This is a genomic window from Pseudomonas sp. TE3899 (assembly GCF_056279105.1).
Genome location: NZ_JBWBQR010000001.1, coordinates 3,190,137 through 3,209,521 on the forward strand (window position 1 = coordinate 3,190,137; position 19,385 = coordinate 3,209,521).

A 19,385-nucleotide genomic window follows, 5' to 3' on the forward strand; every position below is an offset into this window, starting at 1 on the left:
ATCACCTCTTAAACGGAAAAAGCGAGAGAGCACGCAAGCGCACTCCCCCGCCAAAACCCGATCCGAAATTACTGAAGCAGTTTCAGTACAGCGGATGGCAGCTGGTTAGCCTGGGCCAGAACAGCGGTGGAAGCTTGTTGCAGAGTTTGCTGTTTGGTCAGGTTAGCTGTTTCTGCGGCGAAGTCGGTATCTTGTACGCGACCTTGTGCAGCAGTGGTGTTTTCAACAATGTTTTGCAAGTTGGCGATGGTGCTGGTCAGACGGTTTTGCGAAGCACCGAGGCTAGCGCGAGTGCTGTTGATGCTTGCAATTGCAGCGTCGATCGCGGTGATTGCGTTGTCGATGTTTGCAGCAGCGCCCGAAACGCTTGCACCGGTCAGAACTACAGTACCGCTACCAACCGACAGGCTGACGGCGTCGAACTTGGAGCTCAGTACCAGGTCGATGTGGTTAGCCGAACCAGTGTTTGCGCCCACTTGCAGGGTCACAGTGCCAGCCGAACCGTCCAGCAGGTTTTTGCCGTTCAGGTTGGTCGAAGCGGAGATACGGGTCAATTCGTCAGACATCTGACCGAATTCAAGGTTGGTAGCGGTCTGGTCAACGCTGCCGTTGGTACCGGTACGTGCTTTAACAGCCAGTTCACGCATACGTTGCAGAATGTCGGTCGAAGCTTGCAGCGCGCCTTCAGCGGTCTGAGCAACGGAGATACCGTCGTTGGCGTTCTGGATCGCCTGGTTGCCACCACGGATCTGAGTCGTCATGCGGGTAGCGATCTGCAGGCCAGCGGCGTCGTCTTTAGCGCTGTTGATACGCAGGCCGGAGGACAGGCGCTGCATCGAGGTGGACAGGGCATCGGAAGCGCGGTTCAGGTTTTTCTGAACGTTCAACGACGTAGTGTTGGTGTTTACTGTTAAAGCCATGACGAATTCCTCGTTGGTTGGGTACTGCGGCTTCCGGCCCTGGCAACCGCCGGGTGTGGCCTAGAGAACCTTCGTAATAGTTATCGTCGGCTTGGCAGGTTGCTTGAGGGCTTTTTCAAAAATATTTGCCATCACCCTGCCACCCCTTGCAAAACAAGGGCTTGGCGGCCCCTCAATCACGAAAAAATGACGTCATAAAACTGTCCATGGCACCAACCCGTAGGCCAGAGCCGTTGGTCGACCTCAACCCTGAGCACTTTCCAGCAAATCAATCAGCTCATATTCCATGAAATCGGCAAGCCCCAACCAATCCTGACGCTCCTGACTCGCCAGCATTTGGGTCAGTACCTGCGCCCACGTCAGCTGAACATCCTGAGGCGCGGACGCTAAAAGCCGTTGCGCCTCATCGAAGACATCCACCATGACCAACGCCGCTTCGACATCCCGCCCCAACCGGAACAATCCGGCGCATTGGCGGCATTCGCCGATGCACTTCTGCAGCGCACTCATTGCACAAACTCCTGATTGAACTGCGTACCGACGATCATCGCGCCCGCGCGGCTGCTGTTAAGGAAGTTCACTTGCGGATGCGCGGCGATATAACGCTCCAGCACACACAGGTAGCCGCGAAAATTCAGCTGCGTGCGGACCCGTTCGCCATAGCCGTCACGGACCCAATGTCGAGCCTGCTCCAGGGCTGGCCCCAGGTCGCCGTCATTCCACCCGGCATGGGTCTTGTTCATCGGGAAGGCAAAGTCGGCGCCGAACAGGGTAATGCGCGTGGCGCCCATCTTTACCGCCAGGTCCACGGCCGGGTGAATCACGCTGCCGCCCGCATGCAGTTGCGCCCTGGGATGCTGCTGACGCAAAGCGTCATAGATCGGGCTGGCGGTATACGCGCCATAACGTTTGCCCTTCCAGACCTTCAACACCGCCGGATCGCTCATGGGCAGGTACACCAACGGGATGCCGTCGGATTCCTCGAAAGGCAAGTGTCGAAAACTGATCAGTTTGTCGATCGTCACCACCAGATCGGGAACGATCCCGTGCTTGCGCAAGGGCAGATAGGCGGTGTCGACACAGATGAACAGCGGCCGCTCGGCCTGCCCGCGCACCGCCGCCAGGCGCTCGAAGTGACTTTCCAGGGTCGGCCCGGTGCCAATCACATAGATTTCACGGCCGGTGCAGGTGCCAAACAGATGTGCCACATCGTCATCCGCGAGCAACACGTCCAGGCAATCCTGCAAGCGCTGCTGAATGAACGGCAATTGCGGGTCGAAATCGCGATTGTTGAAACTCAGATGGACTTCGTTGACCAGCCGATCACGAATCTTGGCGTTGAAGTCATCGGCCAGCAGCATTTCCGCCGGCAGTGCGAAAAACGGCGTGTAGATATCCGCATGATCGCCGGCATACAGCAGCTCCACCCGTGGGTCGTCGAGCCAGTGCCGTTGATCGAGCAATTGCAGCACCAGCGCAAACAGGGCGCCGTTGAGGATGTGCACGTACAAGCGCTCAAGCCCGGCACGCTCCAGCAGGACCGCCGGCAAGTCCCCAAGGCCGGTGCCGTAGACATGCAACTGCGGCCTGTCCGCCGGCAAACTGGCGGCCTGCACACGGGCTTCATGGACACGGTCATGGCGACTGGTGAGCTGGATGCCGTCAATGCTCAGCGTCGAAGCCAGGCCCTCGGTCAACTCGGCCTGGACCGACGTGCTGTCCTCCAGCATCAGCCGCGTATGCAACGCCGGCCAGCGGCGCTCGATCACCTGGGCGTTGTCTTCAAAGCATTCGCTCATGCTGCCTCGCTGTTCATACAGGCAAAAAAATAGCGTTCAAGGTTAACCCTTGAACGCTATTTTGTGTCGGCCGTTTTGGTTCTCAAGGCTGCTGCATACCCGGTAGGAGCTACCGAAGGCTGCGCCTACAGAACCGGCTCAGGGACGATAGATAATCGCCGAACCCCACGACAGTCCCACACCAAAACCGCTCAACGCAACGCGCTGCCAGTCAGAGTCCAGGACGTGTTTTTCCAGCAGCAGCGGAATACTCGACGACACGGTATTACCGGTCTCGACCATGTCTTTGATGAACTTCTCCGGCTCGCCTTCGAAACGCCGGGCGACCGCATCGACAATTGCCGCGCTGCCCTGGTGAATGCAAAAGGCGTCGATGTCGTCAGCCTTGAGGCCTGACTCATCCAGCAGTTCATGCAGATGCGCCGGGACTTTGAGCAGCGCGAAATTGAAGACCTGGCGACCGTTCATGTAGAACACGCCATCGGTGACCTTCAAGTGCGGCGCGCCGGAACCATCGGTGCCGAACTTGGCCTTGCCCAGTTGCCACGGCGCGCCGTCGCCCATCCAGGTCGCGGTGGCGGCATCGCCGAACAGCATGGTGGTGTTGCGATCTTCCGGGTCGACGATCTTGGAATACGGATCGGCGGTGATCAGCAGGCCATTCTTCAGGCCCGTGGCTTCCATGAAGCCCTTGATCGCGTAGAGGCCGTAGACATAGCCCGAGCAGCCCAGGGAAATATCAAACGCGGCCACGTTGGTCGACAGGCCCAGCTTGTCCTGAACGATGGCGGCGGTGTGCGGCAGGCCTTCTTCGTCACCGTTCTGGGTCACGACGATCAGCACGTCGATGGCTTCACGTTTCAAATCGGGGTTGTTGGCGAACAGCGCGTTGGCTGCTTCGACACACAGGTCCGAGGTTTCCTGCTCAGCGTCTTTGCGCGGCAGGAAGGCCGAACCGATCTTGCCCAGGATGAACTCTTCATCCTTCTCGAATTTTGCACCTTGTGCGTAATTGTCCACGCCGGCTACAGGAACGTAGCTCGCAATGCTTTTTATGCCAATCATTACGGCTTCCCAATAATAAACAGCCCAATACCACCGCTCGCAAGGATTCGAGGGGCGCCGACATACAAAGATTTTCAGCCGCCCGAAACGGGCGGCAGCGGGAAGCGTCAAGGGCTATCACTGGACCCGATAAAGGGCCAGGCGCCATCTCCCCGGTCAATACAATACAGTGAAGATGCGCGTTATGACTCACAGGTCACGCTATTTTGCCGAATCAGCCCGACAAGGGTTATTCGACCAATGACCAGTCGAGCGCCGTTCCGCGCTTGATCGCCTGGCGGGCGCGGCGCCCCAGCAGGGTTTGCGCGTGTTTGGGCGCCAGCCCCAGGCCTGGGCGAATGGCCCGCAGATTGGCGGTGGTGAAGGGTTCACCGGCGGCCATGTCCTGGGTAACGTACAGCGAGCGTCGGTACACCAGCGACTTGCGCTCGGCCTCGGTCACGCCGTAATGCACATTCCCCATGGCCTGCCAGGCGCGCTCGGTTTCGATCACCAGGCTGGCCAGTTCCGCCGGCTCCAGGGAGAAACTGGCGTCGACCCCGCCAGCGCCACGGTCGAGGGTGAAGTGCTTTTCCACCACGGTCGCCCCGAGCGCCACCGCCGCGACCGACACACCAACGCCCATGGAGTGATCGGACAGCCCGACCTCACAACCAAACAATTCCCGCAGATGCGGGATGGTCCGCACATTGCTGTTGGCCGGGGTCGCCGGGTAGGTGCTGGTGCACTTGAGCAGCACCAGATCCTTGCAACCGGCCTCGCGGGCGGCGCGCACGGTTTCGTCGAGCTCGGCGATGCTGGCCATGCCGGTGGAGATGATCAACGGCTTGCCGGTCGCGGCCACACGGCGAATCAGCGGCAGATCAGTGTTTTCGAAACTGGCGATTTTGTAGGCCGGCACATCGAGGCTTTCGAGGAAGTCCACCGCTGTATCGTCGAACGGCGTCGAAAACGCCAACATGCCCAACGCCTTGGCGCGGGCGAAAATCGGCGCGTGCCATTCCCACGGCGTATGGGCCTTCTCGTACAGCGCGTACAACGAGGTGCCGGTCCACAGGCTGTTGGGGTCCTTGATGAAGAACTCGCCTTCATCGAGGTCCAGGGTCATGGTCTCGGCGGTGTAGGTTTGCAGTTTCAAGGCGTGGGCACCAGCCTTGGCGGCGGCTTCGACGATTTGCAGCGCCACGTCCAGGGACTGGTTATGGTTGCCACTCATCTCGGCAATGATGAACGGCGGCGCATCGGCACCGATCAGGCGATCGCCAATCTTGAAACTAGTCATTTACGTGATCCTTCAATACGCGGGTGAACGCGCAAGCACTCTGGGTGAAACCGGCTTCGCGAAACAGGCTCAGCGACGGCTGGTTGGCGGGCAAGACTTGCGCGGTGATGCTTTGCAGTTGCGGCCAGCGGGCCTTCACGAAGGCTTCGCCCCGGGCCAGCAGCGCCCTGCCCCAGCCCAGGCCGAAACGGCCTTCGAACAGATAAATCGAAACTTCGGCGCTCAACCCATGAAGGTCATAACGCAGCGCCCCGACCGGGCCATCGCCGGCCTCGGCGATCAATAGCACGCGCTGCTCGTTGTCCAGACTTGCCGCCAGCCACGCCTGGTGCGACGGCCAATCGAGGAGGCGGCTGTCCAGTGACCAGCGCCGTACCGCGTCGGCATTGCGTCCGTCGAACAACAATCGCGCGTCGTCGAGCGTCGCCACGCGCAGCGGCAATACTGCACCGACCAGCGCTGCCGCTACACGCTGCGCACCACGGCCATCGACCAACTGCCGGGAACGCTCGGCCAGGCTCTGGCGCAACCTCTGGTTACCCGCGACGAAACCGATGGCCTGGCGCAGTTGCTCGACGCTGACCTGCTCCCGGGCGCCGAGGAACACATGGGCCCCTGCAGTGGCCATGACCTCGCCATTGGCCTGCTGATTGTTCGACACGGCAATGCAAATCGTCGGCAGCCCCATGGCGGCGCGCTCCCAACTGGTGCCGCCACCGGCGCCGATAAACAGATCGGCCTCGGTCATCAACCGGTAAAAGTCGCTGACAAAACGGTGCAGGCGCCAGTTCGGACGACCGGCCGCCAGCGCGTGCATGGCGTCCCAGGCCGGGTTATCGGCACCGGCGACGAAGTCGACTTCCAGCGCTGCAAAGTCCATCAGCGCGAGCATGGCGTGATGGGTTTGCATCGCTGCATCGAAGCCGCCGAAGTTCACCAGCACCTGTTTGGCCTGGGGTTTGATATCAATCACCGGGCAGCAGAATTCATCGCGCAGCAGGGCGAAACGGGGTCCGAGCAAGGTCCGGCAATCGGGGCCAATCAGCCCGGCATAGGCCTGTGGCGTGCCCGACAGGTTCTGGTTCAGCAGCAAGTCGACGCTGTAGGTGCGTGTCGCCAGATCATCCACCGCCGCGATCCGTGGCGCCCAGCGGCGCGCTGCGGTCTGCCAGTGGTGATCGAGGCCATAGTGGTCGGCGATGATCCAGTCGAACGACGCCTGGCTTTCCAGCAACACGCCCAGCGCGGCAATGTCTGCCTGCCACGGCAGCATCGATTCGATGGCTTGTTGCGGGTCTTCTTCGGGATAGCGCTCAGGTAGCGCGAAGGTTTCAAAGCCTTCGGCCGCCAGACTGTCGAGCCGATGCCCCGGCAACTTGCGGCAGGCAAACGCGACGTGCACGCCCTGCTTGCGCAAGGTCCGGGCCAGGGGCAGCAAGCGGGCGATATGGCCGCTGCCGATGGTCGGCGAGGCGTCGGCACGGATCAGCACTCTCATTGCAACTCCCCACCGGCCTTCAACGCGGCATACAGGTACTCGGCGCGCTTCCAGTCTTCAGGTGTGTCGATGTCTTGCACCAGATAGCGCGGCAAGATCACCGGCAGGCTTTGCGTCGAATACAACACCTCGCCCTGCAACCAGGCGCTGCGCCGCCCCCAATAAAACTGCCCGGCGTCCTGATAGGCCGGCGGCAGATCTTGCGAACGCGTCTGGCGAAACTCGGGGTACAACGCGCTCAATGCGCCGTGATCGTCAAGGGTCAGCGCCCGCTGTACGGGGAAGGCGAAGTCGCACACCGAGAACGCAAAGGACTTGTCCGGGTGCTGCTCCAGCAACGCCAGGCCCTGTTGCAGAAACCGGATTTGCAGCAGCGGCGCCGTGGCATAGATGCAACAGGCGAAATCAAAATCCTGCGCCGGCAACGCTTGCAAGGCGTGGGCAATCACCGCCGCCGTGCCGGTGAAGTCATCCGCCAGCGCCGCCGGCCGCATGAACGGCACCTGTGCACCACAGGCCCGGGCCAGCTCGGCGATTTCTTTATCGTCGGTGCTGACCACGACCTGGGCGAACAACCCCGAATCGAGGGCGGTTTTAATCGAGCGGGCAATCATCGGCACGCCGTCGAACGGCTTGAGGTTCTTGCGCGGTATGCGTTTGCTGCCACCGCGGGCCGGGATGATTGCGACGTTGTTCAAGGGCGTTTTTCCAGAAGGAACCAGGTGATGTCGTCCACCGGGAATTGCGGGTCGCGATGGTAGCCGAACCCATAATCCAGCAGTTGCAGGTCAGCGTAACGATCGAGCATTTCACCGGCGAAATCACGCTTGAATAACTTGCCGCTGTTACCGCGATACGACACCTCGACCGGCACCGGGTTGTAGTACTCGGCGATCAGGATGTACCGCTGGCTCAATTCATACAATTTCGCATACGCGGCGGACAGCAGTTCCGGCGCCAGATGAATCAGCACGCCTTTGCTCAGGGTCAGGTCAAACGTGCGCCGGCGGGGGAAATCGAACAGCGAACCGTGCCAGATCTGGGCGATCCCCAGCGCCTGGGCCTGGGCGCACGCGCTTTCATTGATCTCCACGCCGAACAGTTCCGATTGCGGCAACAGCTGACGCAGGGCCTGCAAATTGTTGCCGGCATTGGTGCCCAACTCCAACAGGCTTTCGATGCGCCCGGCGCGGGTCAGCGCCTTGGCGAACAAGGCCAGGTTGGCCGCGACCAAGGGTTGCCCGACGTTGCGCTCGACGTACTGGTTGCCGAAATCGCCCTGCCAGAATTTTTCCTGTTCACTCAGCTCACGCATTGCACATTCCCATCCGCTCATCACTAACACCGGGGTGTACACCCGTAGGGGTCGAGGTCATTGTTCGGTCAATCGTCGCAGTTGCTCGACCACGTAGTCCTGTTGTTCATCGCTGAGCAACGGAAACAGCGGCAGGCTGATGGCCTCGGCGTAGTAACGTTCCGCTTCAGGAAAATCGCCTTCAGCAAACCCCAGGTCACGGTAGTAAGGCTGCAAATGCACCGGAATGTAGTGCAGGTTTACGCCGATTCCCGCCGCTCGCAACCCTTCGAAGACCTGCCGATGGCTCAGGCTGATGCGATCCAGCTGCAAGCGCACCACATACAGGTGCCACGCCGATTCGGCCTCGGGTTGGGCGCTCGGCAAGGTCAACGGCAAGTACGCCAGCAAGTGGTCGTAACGCGCGGCCAGTTCCCGCCGACGCTCGATAAAGTCTTCGAGTCTGTTGAGTTGCGACAGCCCAAGGGCCGCTTGCAAATCAGTGATTCGGTAATTGAAGCCCAGCTCCACTTGCTGGTAATACCAGGGGCCGTGGCTGGGTTCGGTCATCTGCGCCGGGTCCCGGGTCATGCCGTGGCTGCGCAAGCGTTGCAGGCGCTCGGCGAGGTCCTGGCGATTGGTCAGGACCATGCCACCTTCGGCGCTGGTGATGATTTTCACCGGATGAAAACTGAACACCGTCATTGCCGCAAATTCACCGCAGCCCACCGGTCGCCCGGCATAGGCGGCGCCGACCGCGTGGGAGGCGTCTTCAATGACCGTGAAGCCGTAACGCTCGGCCAGTGCGGCGATCATCCGCATGTCGCAGCTCTGCCCGGAGAACGCCACCGCCACCAGCACTTTGGGCAGCGTGCCGTTATCCTGCGCCGCTTCCAGTCTGGCTTTCAGGGCGTAGGCATCGAGGTTCCAGGTCAGCGGGTCGATGTCGACGAAGTCCACCTCGGCGCCGCAATAACGGCCGCAATTGGCCGACGCCAAAAAGGTATTGGGCGTGGTCCACAACCGATCGCCCGGCCCAAGCCCCGCCGCCAGGCAAGCGATGTGCAACGCCGCCGTGGCGTTACACACCGCCACCGCGAAATCGGCCTGGCAACGCTCGGCCATGGCCTGTTCGAAGCGCTCGACGGTCGGGCCCTGGGTCAGCCAGTCGGACTGCAACACCGCGACCACCGCGTCGATGTCGCTCTGATCCAGGCTTTGCCGACCATAGGGAATCATGCCGGCAGCTCCGCGTGCAGATCGGCGATCTGGCTGACCGTGAGGTAATGCGGGTTGGTGTCGGAGCGGTACTCGAAGTCTTCGCTCACCGGTTTGCCCTGCTCGCCCAGTTTGTCCACGGCAAAATCCACGTCGACGCTGGTGAAGCGGATCGACGGCTGGATGGTGTAGTGATCGGCGAACTCCAGGGTCATTCGTGCATCGTCCAGCGGCACCATCAGTTCATGGAGTTTTTCCCCCGGACGAATCCCCACGTGTTTGTGCGGCAAGTGCTCGGCCATGCCCAGCGCCAGATCGACGATGCGAATCGACGGGATCTTGGGCACGAACACTTCACCGCCGTGCATCCGGGCAAAGCTGTCGAGCACGAACTGCACACCGTGGTCGAGGGTGATCCAGAAGCGCGTCATGCGCTCGTCGGTGATCGGAAGTTCGGTGGCGCCTTCGTTGATCAGCTTGCTGAAAAACGGCACCACCGAGCCCCGCGAGCCGGCCACGTTGCCGTAGCGCACCACGGCAAACCGGGTCTGTTGCTCGCCGGCAATGTTGTTGGCGGCCACGAACAGTTTGTCCGACAGCAACTTGGTCGCACCGTACAGGTTGATCGGGCTGGCCGCCTTGTCGGTGGACAGCGCGACCACTTGCTTGACGCCGTTGTCGATGGCGGCGGCAATGATGTTTTCCGCGCCGTTGACGTTGGTCCGAATGCATTCGGTCGGGTTGTATTCGGCGGCCGGCACTTGCTTGAGGGCTGCGGCATGCACCACGTAATCGATGCCGCGCATGGCCTGGCGCAAACGCTCGGCATCGCGCACATCACCGAGGAAGTAGCGCATGCAGGGTGCGTTGAACGTCTGCTGCATCTCGTACTGCTTGAGCTCGTCGCGGGAGAACACCACCACCCGCTTGGGCTGGTATTGCTCCAGCAAGCGGCGGATGAAATTACGCCCGAACGAACCGGTGCCGCCCGAGATGAAAATCGATTTACCGTTGAACATGCCGTGAATCCTTTTAGACGAGCAACTGCGCCCAGTCGATCGGAGTGCTTTCGCCCAGGGCGAAGCCTTTGCCAGTCAAGGCCAGGTTGGCGTTGTAGGCCGAGTCCTGAGCGAAGTGGGCGGACCATTTTTCACGCAACGCACTCAGGGCCTGCGGCGCCTGCGACAGGTCGCCCGAATGAATCACCTGGACCAGCGGCGTCCACACGGTGAGATAACCCGCCTGCCCGGCCTTGAGGCACAAATCGACATCACTGAAACCGTCGCCGAAGGTCACGTCGTCCAGACCGCCCAAGCCGTCGAACAGTTCTTTGCGCACCATCAGACACACCTTCGAGACGGCGGAGTAGTTCTGCTCCACGGCCAGTCGTTGCATGTAGACGCTGGCGTTGTGTTCTTCCCCGACAAAGGCCGAGCCGACGCCTCCGTTCAAGCCCAGAATCAGACCGGCCTGGGCGATCTTGCGCTCACGATCAATCAACTTGGCACCAACGATACCGACTTCCGGACGTTGGGCATGGTTGAGCAACGACTCGATCCAGTTCGGGTTGACCACTTCAGCGTCAGCGGCCAACAGCACCAGGTACTCGCCCTGGGCCTGCTGACTGGCGGCGTTGCACGCGGCCGCGTCGCTCAAGGGTTGATCCGCAAACAGGACCCGCACCTTGGCGTTCTGCAGCATGCCCAGCCAATCGTTGACGGCCGCCGACTGATTCGGATTGGCCGCGATGAGCACTTCATAGCGGGTGTATCGGGTTCTGAGCAACACGCCTTCCAGGCAGCGCTGCAACTCAGGCAGATCATCCCCGGCAGGCACAATGATCGAGACCAGCGGCCGTTCGGTATGGCGATAATCGATCTGATAGGTGCCCGGCACCGACGATGTGATCTTGGCCTTGTAGCCGCGATTGCCCAGGTGTCGCAGCAACGCCTGGCGCTCATGCGCGTTTTCTTCCAGCGCGGGCGCCTGGGTGATCAGCAACGGCTCGTCCAGATGCGCCAGACCGCCGAGACCGCCCTGTTCAATGATGCGCAGCAGCACGTCGAATTCCAGCGCCTTGCTGAAATCGGCTTCGTAACCGCCGACCTCAAGCAACACGTCCCGACGAATCAGCCAGTGCCGCGCCATCAGCGCCGGCAGGCTTTGCAGCAGGTCAAGGTTGAAGCCAGGGCGGAACACATCCACCAGCGCACCATTGGCCATGCGCTGGATTTCGTCGGTGGCGACCGCTCGCACATCGGTCGCCGCCATCAGCTCCAGACTGGCGCGCAACAGCCCGCCAGCGGTGAACTCGTCACCCGCTTGCGCCAGCAACAGCCAGTCGCATGCCGACTGCCGGGCGCTCTGGTTGAGCTTGTCGACAAAGTTGCCCTGGGTGACCCGGACAAAGTGCAATGTGTTGTGCCCGGTGGTCGCCGCTGGCGGTTCACCGGTGGTGAAGACCACGATTTTGAAGGCTTTGCCATGCCCCTCGACCAGGCTGTCGAGGGTGACTTGCACCTGGTCGATGTTGTTGTCGAGGTCGAGCACAAAGATGCCGAACTGCGGGCCGCCATCGTTCGCGGCCAGGTGCCGGGCAATTGACTCGGACTGCTCGGCATCGGGCTGTCGCGGCGCCAGCCATTTGAGCAGGCGGCCGGACTGCATCTTGTCGAAGGCCGCTTGTTGCGTATCGACCGATACGGCCTCGAGGCGAGCGAGCCAGTCACGCAGGGTTTGCGCGTCCTCCTCCTCGCCCAGCAGCTCCAGTTGCGCCGCCAGGCGTTTGACCACGGTGCGGTTGAACGCATTGCAGTCATGGGCCATCCACAACCGGTCGACCACACTTTCCGGCGTATCGTTGTTGCGCGCGCGCAGCAAGTGTTCCTGCTGTGTCCACACACCTTCCAGGCCTTGCAACTGGACACGACCGGCCGGCATCGCGTGCAGGAGGAATTCAAACTGCGTCAACTGATCGAAAAACGCCTGATTGTAAAACGGCATTTCGATGTACTGCTTGGGGCCGAAACGACGCTGGGGACCTGGCTCGGCGCTCGTCCACGCTGACTCGATGATCAGTTCGGCCGTCAGTGCACGCCCCGTGCGCAGGCTTTCGGCCAGCACCGCGAAGCTTTCGAGCACGAACTGCACACCTTGTTCAGGATCCAGGTCACGAATCTGAGTGGGCAGCGCGGCCAGGAAACCGGCGAAGTCTTCACGCTCGGCGACCGACTTGGTATCGGTAAACGCCAATGAGTGGAAGATCTCGGTCTTGTGGTCGGAATGCTCGTAGTTGATCTCACGCACGACATAGCCGATCGGCAGAATGCGCACTTTGCCCCGCGCCAGCATGTAATACGTATGGCCGACTTCCTGCCACTGGAAGATCGTTTCCTCTGGCATGGCGTGATACCAGTCACGCAGAAGCGCGGTGCGCTGCACGGCATAGAACGGCGGGATGTATTGCTGCATGTAATCCAGAATACGGTCCTGGGCGTGTTCAGCCGAATAGTCTTCACAGACTTTCTTGTCGCGCCGGTAGTAACTGACGCCGTTGGGCAGCGCCAGGTACATCATGCTATAGCCATGACACAGGCTGTAATCGGGGTTGGCCACCATGAATTCGGTGGCTTCATACAAAGCGTCATGGACAAGGAAGTCATCGTCGGCGGCGAACACCATGAACGGTGTGGTCACTTGCTCCACGCCATACGCCAACTTCGCACGAATCCCCCAGTAACCGAACTGCGGCAGATGCAGATAGTCCACGTTAGGGAATTGACCCGCCATGGCTGGCTGGGCCTCGGTGGAGGAGTCCAGTACGAGAATCCTGCAGGGCAAGCTGCTGTAAAAACGTACCGCCCGACGCAGAAATGCCGGGCGCTCGTGAGAGATCAGCACCACGGTCAACTGTTCGTTGAGCGCCAGCCCGTGTTCAGAATTGTTCTTGCCTTGCATAAATGTCCCCACAACCGGCCATTAGCCGAAAAAACCGACGATGTTGTTGATTAACGTACGCGACGCAGATAGCCATCAGGCGCGACTGTGATCAGCAATTTGCTGTGAATGGCCTGGTCGATTTCAAAATCGCGATTTTCTTCCAGGTAGGCCCACACGGCGGTTTTCGGGTTATCCCCCTTACCCCATGGACGGTCCGGGAACGCATCTTCCGGCATGTCTTCAACCACGGTGTCCATCACCACGCAGTAGCTGCCCACCGAGACCATCGGCGCGTAGGCACGCAGCTCTTCGAGCACGTGTTCGTGGGTGTGGTTGGAGTCCAACACCACCAGCACTTTCTTGCCCTCGATGCGTTGGCGAACCTGATCGACGATCGCCGGATCGATGCTCGAACCCTGGATCATGTCGATGCGCTTGAACATCGGGTGCGCTTCGATCGCTTCACGGTTGTGCTGGCGGATATCGATGTCGATGCCCAGCACTTCGCCATGGCCCATCAGCTCCAGAATCGACGCGTAGAACACCAGGGAACCGCCGTGGGCGATACCGGTTTCGACGATGATGTCCGGGCGCAGCTCCCAGATGATCTCCTGCATGGCGACCATGTCCTGGGGGAACTGGATAATCGGGCGGCCCATCCAGCTGAAGTTGTAGGTGTACTTGTGCTTGGCGGTGGTGCCAACCCAGTCCAGGGACTCGGCTTGCAGGGCTTTGTCCTGTTGCAGGCCTTCGATGTTTTCTTTTACTTCTTCACGAAACTGCTCATGAGGATTCATTACAAACGCTCCAGAAATTAGCCGCGGCGGTTACTTGAAAACCCGACCGTCTTGAAAGGAAACAGGGTTGGTCTTGATGGTCCTGGCGGGACTGCCCACCACGACCGCATAGTCAGGAACATCATTGATCACCACGGCACCCGCGCCGATGGTGACCCAACGGCCGATGCGCAAACGCGGCAGGATCGTGGCGTTGGTACCGATGAAAGTACCGTCACCGATTTCGACACAACCGGCGATGCAGACACCGGGCGCCATGAACACCGAGTGACCGATCCGCCCCTCGTGGCCGACCACACTGCCAGCGCTGATACTGGTGTTATCACCCAGGCTGACTTGCGCCTGCATAATCACGCCCTCCTGCAAATAGGTGCCCACGCCCATCGTGATCATCGTCAGGTCGATCCCGGGGTGAATAAAGTTGCCCAGGGTGCCACCGGCCTCGACGATCTCGCGGGTGGTCTGATACCGCAGCGACGTGCTGCCGGTGATCAGGTTGACGAACCGCGTGTCGGCGCCTTTGAGCTCTGCCACTTTGTCGGTGCCGCCCACCACCGGCACGCCATGAAACAGCGTGCCTTGTTTCGCCGGATCGTTATCGAGGAAGGCAAATTGCACATCCGGCTGATGGCGCTGCAGGGTGAGGATCATCCGTACCGCTTCAGGATTGGCCGCGCCCAGCAAATACACCTTCATAGCGAAGTCCTTTTGAGCAAGAGCGCGCGCAGCACCTCGATCACGCGGTGCTGATCGTCGTCCGTCATGTCGTGGTAACTCGGCAGGTTGATCGCGCGCTCTGGCAGTGCATACGCCACCGGCGAGTCCGCCGTGACGTCGCTGAACATCGGCAACGAGGACAGCGGCCAGAAGAACACGCGCGCGTCGATGTCGGCCGCCTGGAACGCCGCGATCAAGATGTCCCGAGTGATCCCCAGTTCGCGATCAAACACCACGGTGGGCATCCAGTAACCGTTGCGCCCATGCTCGGGTTCAGGGTTCATCGACACACCCGGCAACCCGGCCAACGCCTGGGCGTAGTAAGCGAAGATCGCCCGTTTACGCTCGATCAGCTCTTCGATCCGCTCAACCTGGGCACAACCGACGGCCGCCTGCAGGTTGCTCATCTTGTATTTGAAACCGATGAAATCCGGCCAGAACTGTTTGCTGTTGCCTGCGACTCGACCGTGGTTGGACAGGGTCAGCACGCGTTCATACAGCGCCTTGTCCGAGGTGACGAAAATGCCGCCCTCGCCGGTGGTCATGGTCTTGGTGCCGTGGAAGGAAAACGCGCCGAACGCCCCCAGTGCTCCAGCCGCGTGGCCGCGCCACTGCGAGCCGATCGCTTCGGCAGCATCCTCGATGACCGGCAGGCCAAACTCGCGGCCGATGGCCAACAATTCGTCCATGTCGCAGAGGTTGCCGTAGATGTGCACGGCCAGGATGGCTTTGGTCCGCGGCGTGATCGCCCGGCGAACCTGCTGCGGGTCCAGGCACCAACTGTCAGCCAGCACGTCGACAAACACCGGCGTCGCGCCCAGGTAGGTGATGGGCGCGGCGGAGGCGATCCAATTGGTATCAGCGAGTATCACCTCGTCACCCGCGCCGATGCCCAGTGCGGCCATCCCCATGTGCAACGCCCCGGTGCAACTGGACGTCGCGATCGCGTAGGTCGTGCCGACATGCTCGGCGAAAGCTTTTTCGAAGCGGGTCAGGTATTCGTAACAGCGCTCGCCCCAACCGTTCTGCACGGCATCGAGGGCGTAACGCGCTTCCAGCTCACCGACACTCGGTTTGGTGTAATGAATTCGGCTCATCGAATAATCAACTCGGGAATGGCGATGACAAAACGACCGTCCCAGGCACGAATGCCGGCAAACGCCTGGGTGATTTCATCCAGCAGGTTCCACGGCAACACCAGCACGTAGTCGGGTTTCTCGATCTCGATGCGTTCGGGCGAAACAATCGGAATGCGGCTGCCCGGCAGGTACTTGCCCTGCTTGTGCGGGTTGGCATCGGCGACCCAGGCCAGCAGGTCCGGCTTAACCCCGGCGTAGTTGAGCAAGGTGTTGCCCTTGGCGGCGGCGCCGTAACCAACGACACGTTTACCGTCGGCCTTGGCCTGCAACAGGAAACGCAGCAGCTCGTGCTTGATGCGCTCCGCCGCCGGCGCCAGGCTCGCGTAGTACTCAGGGGTTTTCACACCCGCCGCGACTTCGGCCTGCAACTGCTGTTGAACCGCTGGCTGGACCTCGCGACGCTGGCCATCGGCGCGCTGGACGAACACCCGCAGCGAACCGCCGTGGGTCGACAACTGGCTGACATCGAACACTTCCAGGCCATTGCGCTCGCACAAGGTTTGCACGGCCGTCAGGGACAGGTACGAATAGTGCTCGTGATACAGCGTGTCGAACTGCTGGCCGGCCATCAGCGTCAGCAGTTGCGGAAATTCGAAGGTCGCCACGCCGGTCGGTTTGAGCAGGGTCGCAAAACCGCCGAGGAAGTCGTTGATGTCCGGGACGTGGGCCAGCACGTTATTGGCGGCCATCAGGTCGGCGGACCAGCCTTCCGTGACCAGTTGCGACGCCGTCTCGCGACCGAAGAACAGTTCACGAATCTCCAGGCCTTTTTCCCGCGCCGCTTGCGCGGTGCTGCGGGTCGGCTCGACACCCAGGCACGGAATGCCGCGCCCGGCGACGTACTGCAACAGGTAACCGTCGTTGGCGGCGATTTCCACCACGCGGCTGTCAGCCGTCAAGCCAAAGCGCTCGACCATCTCCGCCACATAGCGCTCGGCATGGGCCAGCCAGGTACTGGAGAACGAACTGAAATAGGCGTATTCGGCGTCGAACAGGCTGTCGGCGCTGGTGTAATCCTCGGTTTGTACCAGCCAGCATTGTTGGCACACCGCGACTTTCAGCGGCACCCACTGCTCGGCCTGCTCCAATTGATCGGCGCGTACATAGGCATTGGACGGCGGCGAGGTACCGAGGTCGATCAGCGGCAAGGCCAGCGGCGTAGCGCAACCACGGCAGTTCATAGACGCACTCCGGCGAAGTGTTCGTCGAGCACGGGATGGCTCGCGTCCCGGGCTGACAGATTATTGACAGGCAACGGCCAGGCAATCGCCAGCCGTGGATCGTTCACCGACACACCGCCCTCGTGGGCCGGCGCGTAGTCGGCGCTGTGCAGGTACAGCAACTCGGCGTCATCGGTGAGGGTCTGGAAACCGTGGGCGAACCCGGCCGGGATCAACAGGCTGCGACCGTCACCGGCGCGCAAGTGTTCGGCGTGCCAGTGCAGGAAGGTCTCGGAGTCGGGGCGCAGGTCCACCGCCACATCCCAGACTTCACCGCGCAGGCAAGTGATCAACTTGGCTTCCGGGGCCTCGGCATTCTGGTAATGCAAGCCGCGCACACTGCCGCGCTCGCGGGTGCAGGAATGGTTGATCTGACGGATATGCAACGCCTGGCCGAAGGCGCTCAGGCTGCCCTCGCAGAACAGTCGGGCGAAGTGCCCGCGATCATCTTCAAAGCGTTTGTGCTGCACGCTGAACAAGCCGTTCAGCGGCAATGCTTTCAGTAAAAACTCGCTCACAGTGCGCCTCGGTACAGGTTCAACTGGCTCAGCGTGACGCCGCGCATGTCATCGCCGTTTTGCCACGCCAGATGCCAGTCGAGGGTCTGCGTCAGGCATTGCTGCAACGACCAGCGTGGCTGCCAGCCGAGCAGTTGCCGGGCACGGCTGCTGTCGAGGCGCAACAGGCCGGCTTCATGCAGATCACTCGGTTCGATGCGCAAGCCACGGGCTTGCGGCCAGCGGCTGGCGAGCAGTTCGACCACTTCGCCAACGCTGCACATGTCCGCCTCGCTCGGGCCGAAGTTCCACGCACCAGCGTAGTCCGGGCCTTTCTCGTAAAGCCCGGCCGCCAGTTGCAGGTAACCGGCCAGCGGCTCCAGCGCGTGCTGCCACGGGCGCACGGCTTGCGGGTAGCGCAGGGTCACCGGCTCGTTGGCCGACCAGGCCTTGAGCACGTCCGGGATCAGTCGCTCAGGCGCGAAGTCGCCACCGCCCAACACGTTGCCGGCGCGGGCCGTGGCCAGGGCCAGACCGTGTTCTTCATAACGCTCGGCGGCGAAAAACGACGCGGCATAGGATTGCGCCAGCAATTCGCAGCAGGCCTTGCTGCTGCTGTAGGGATCGTGGCCACCGAGGGCTTCGTCTTCGCGGTACGGCCACAGCCATTCCTTGTTGGCGTAGACCTTGTCGGTGGTCACCAGCACGCAGGCGCGGACGCAGCCAACCTGGCGGATCGCTTCGAGCAGGTTCAGGGTGCCCATGACGTTGCTGGAATAAGTACCCAACGGGTCGCGATACCCTTCACGCACCAGCGGCTGTGCCGCCAGGTGCAAGACAATCTCCGGCTCGGTGTCGGCGATCAGTTCCAGCAAAGCGCCGAGGTCACGCAGGTCGCCCCGCTGATCGTTGATGCCTTCGTGCACGCGCGCCAGTTCGAACAGGCTCGGCTCGGTCGACGGATCCAGGGAAAACCCGCTGACCTCGGCGCCCAGGCTTTGCAGCCACAACGTCAGCCAACTGCCCTTGAAACCGGTGTGCCCGGTGACCAGAACCCGTTTGCCGCGCCAGAATTGCGGGCTCAGTCCCATTGCTTCCATGGGGCCTCCCCGCTCTGCCACAGTGCTTCGAGGTGGTTCTTGTCGCGCAGGGTGTCCATCGGTTGCCAGAAGCCGTCGTGCTGGAACGCCATCAACTCACCGCGTTCGGCCAGGCCATCCAGCGGCCCCGACTCCCACGACGTGTCGTCGCCGTCGATCAAGGGCAAGACCTTGGGCGACAGGACAAAGAAGCCGCCATTGATCCAGCCACCATCGCCCCGGGGTTTTTCGGTGAAGCCAAGGACGCGGTCGCCATCGCGATTCAGCGCACCGTAGCGGCCTGGGGGTTGCACGGCCGTGACGGTCGCGAGCTTGCCGTGTTCAAGGTGGAAGTCCACCAGGGCCCCGATATTCAGGTCCGAGACACCGTCGCCGTAAGTAAAACAGAAGGCCTGCTCGTCTTCGACGTAACGCCGGGCGCGGCGCAAACGGCCGCCCGTCATGGTGTCTTCGCCGGTATCAATCAGCGTGACGCGCCATGGCTCGCTGTAGTTCTGGTGCACATCCATGCGGTTGTTGCACATGTCGAAGGTGACGTCAGAGGTGTGCAGGAAATAGTTGGCGAAGAAGTCCTTGATCGCGTAGCCCTTGTAACCCAGGCAAATCACGAAATCGTGGATACCGTGGGCGGAGTACTGCTTCATGATGTGCCAGAGAATTGGCTTGCCGCCGATCTCGATCATCGGTTTGGGTTTGAGGTGCGACTCTTCACTGATGCGAGTGCCCAGTCCGCCCGCCAAAATAACTGCCTTCATCCTCTTCCCCTCTTGTTCGTCACAGGGCCCGGCCACGCTGTATCAAGCGTTGGCGGGCCATCTGGATAAAACGCTGAACGCCGCGCCTGGCACCGCCGGCAACGCCGCCAGTGCTCTTTTTATGGCGATATGGAGGGGGACTTGC

Annotated in this window: 18 protein-coding genes; all 18 read right to left on the reverse strand. The window is 61.3% G+C overall.

Going from position 1 to position 19,385, the window contains the following annotated elements; translation table 11 throughout:
* Positions 1-68: 68 nt before the first annotated feature.
* Positions 69-920 carry a flagellin domain-containing protein gene (locus ACZ89E_RS14610; RefSeq protein WP_133839148.1) on the reverse strand — a complete coding sequence of 284 codons (852 nt, stop codon included), beginning with the start codon at positions 918-920 and terminating at the stop codon, positions 69-71.
* Between the two features lie 243 nt (positions 921-1,163).
* A complete protein-coding gene (locus ACZ89E_RS14615) occupies positions 1,164-1,430 on the reverse strand; it encodes a hypothetical protein (protein ID WP_476255923.1) in 267 nt (88 codons plus the stop codon).
* Positions 1,427-2,719: a motility associated factor glycosyltransferase family protein gene (locus ACZ89E_RS14620; RefSeq protein WP_476255924.1), complete on the reverse strand. Its 1,293-nt coding sequence runs from the start codon at positions 2,717-2,719 to the stop codon at positions 1,427-1,429. The genes ACZ89E_RS14615 and ACZ89E_RS14620 overlap by 4 nt, the downstream gene beginning before the upstream one ends.
* Before the next feature lie 138 nt (positions 2,720-2,857).
* On the reverse strand, positions 2,858-3,784 hold the full coding sequence (locus ACZ89E_RS14625) for a ketoacyl-ACP synthase III (protein WP_463259756.1): 927 nt from the start codon (positions 3,782-3,784) through the stop codon (positions 2,858-2,860).
* A gap of 229 nt (positions 3,785-4,013) precedes the next feature.
* Entirely contained in the window at positions 4,014-5,066 is a 1,053-nt protein-coding gene (gene pseI, locus ACZ89E_RS14630; RefSeq protein WP_476255925.1) for a pseudaminic acid synthase, read from the reverse strand.
* A complete protein-coding gene (gene pseG, locus ACZ89E_RS14635; RefSeq protein ID WP_476255926.1) occupies positions 5,059-6,564 on the reverse strand; it encodes a UDP-2,4-diacetamido-2,4,6-trideoxy-beta-L-altropyranose hydrolase in 1,506 nt (501 codons plus the stop codon). The genes pseI and pseG overlap by 8 nt, the downstream gene beginning before the upstream one ends.
* A complete protein-coding gene (gene pseF, locus ACZ89E_RS14640; RefSeq protein WP_476255927.1) occupies positions 6,561-7,262 on the reverse strand; it encodes a pseudaminic acid cytidylyltransferase in 702 nt (233 codons plus the stop codon). Before pseF ends, pseG begins: the two co-directional genes overlap by 4 nt.
* Positions 7,259-7,879 (reverse strand): pseudaminic acid biosynthesis-associated methylase, encoded by a 621-nt coding sequence (locus ACZ89E_RS14645; protein WP_476255928.1) that lies wholly within the window; start codon positions 7,877-7,879, stop codon positions 7,259-7,261. Before ACZ89E_RS14645 ends, pseF begins: the two co-directional genes overlap by 4 nt.
* Before the next feature lie 57 nt (positions 7,880-7,936).
* Positions 7,937-9,097 carry a UDP-4-amino-4,6-dideoxy-N-acetyl-beta-L-altrosamine transaminase gene (pseC, locus tag ACZ89E_RS14650; protein ID WP_476255929.1) on the reverse strand — a complete coding sequence of 387 codons (1,161 nt, stop codon included), beginning with the start codon at positions 9,095-9,097 and terminating at the stop codon, positions 7,937-7,939.
* Positions 9,094-10,095: a UDP-N-acetylglucosamine 4,6-dehydratase (inverting) gene (gene pseB / locus ACZ89E_RS14655; RefSeq protein ID WP_149657040.1), complete on the reverse strand. Its 1,002-nt coding sequence runs from the start codon at positions 10,093-10,095 to the stop codon at positions 9,094-9,096. Before pseB ends, pseC begins: the two co-directional genes overlap by 4 nt.
* Before the next feature lie 13 nt (positions 10,096-10,108).
* A complete protein-coding gene (locus ACZ89E_RS14660) occupies positions 10,109-13,033 on the reverse strand; it encodes a TIGR00180 family glycosyltransferase (protein WP_476255930.1) in 2,925 nt (974 codons plus the stop codon).
* A gap of 50 nt (positions 13,034-13,083) precedes the next feature.
* Positions 13,084-13,812, reverse strand: coding sequence for a cephalosporin hydroxylase family protein (locus ACZ89E_RS14665; RefSeq protein ID WP_476255931.1), 729 nt, complete (start codon positions 13,810-13,812; stop codon positions 13,084-13,086).
* Positions 13,813-13,842: 30 nt separating this feature from the next.
* Complete coding sequence (locus tag ACZ89E_RS14670; protein WP_476255932.1) at positions 13,843-14,508, reverse strand: acetyltransferase; 666 nt, start codon at positions 14,506-14,508, stop codon at positions 13,843-13,845.
* Entirely contained in the window at positions 14,505-15,626 is a 1,122-nt protein-coding gene (locus ACZ89E_RS14675) for a DegT/DnrJ/EryC1/StrS family aminotransferase (RefSeq protein WP_476255933.1), read from the reverse strand. Before ACZ89E_RS14675 ends, ACZ89E_RS14670 begins: the two co-directional genes overlap by 4 nt.
* Positions 15,623-16,849, reverse strand: coding sequence for a methyltransferase domain-containing protein (locus ACZ89E_RS14680; protein WP_476255934.1), 1,227 nt, complete (start codon positions 16,847-16,849; stop codon positions 15,623-15,625). The genes ACZ89E_RS14675 and ACZ89E_RS14680 overlap by 4 nt, the downstream gene beginning before the upstream one ends.
* Entirely contained in the window at positions 16,846-17,406 is a 561-nt protein-coding gene (locus ACZ89E_RS14685; RefSeq protein ID WP_476255935.1) for a dTDP-4-dehydrorhamnose 3,5-epimerase family protein, read from the reverse strand. Before ACZ89E_RS14685 ends, ACZ89E_RS14680 begins: the two co-directional genes overlap by 4 nt.
* Positions 17,403-18,485, reverse strand: coding sequence for a CDP-glucose 4,6-dehydratase (rfbG, locus tag ACZ89E_RS14690; protein ID WP_149657046.1), 1,083 nt, complete (start codon positions 18,483-18,485; stop codon positions 17,403-17,405). The genes ACZ89E_RS14685 and rfbG overlap by 4 nt, the downstream gene beginning before the upstream one ends.
* A complete protein-coding gene (gene rfbF, locus ACZ89E_RS14695) occupies positions 18,467-19,240 on the reverse strand; it encodes a glucose-1-phosphate cytidylyltransferase (RefSeq protein ID WP_149657047.1) in 774 nt (257 codons plus the stop codon). Before rfbF ends, rfbG begins: the two co-directional genes overlap by 19 nt.
* Between the last annotated feature and the right edge of the window lie 145 nt (positions 19,241-19,385).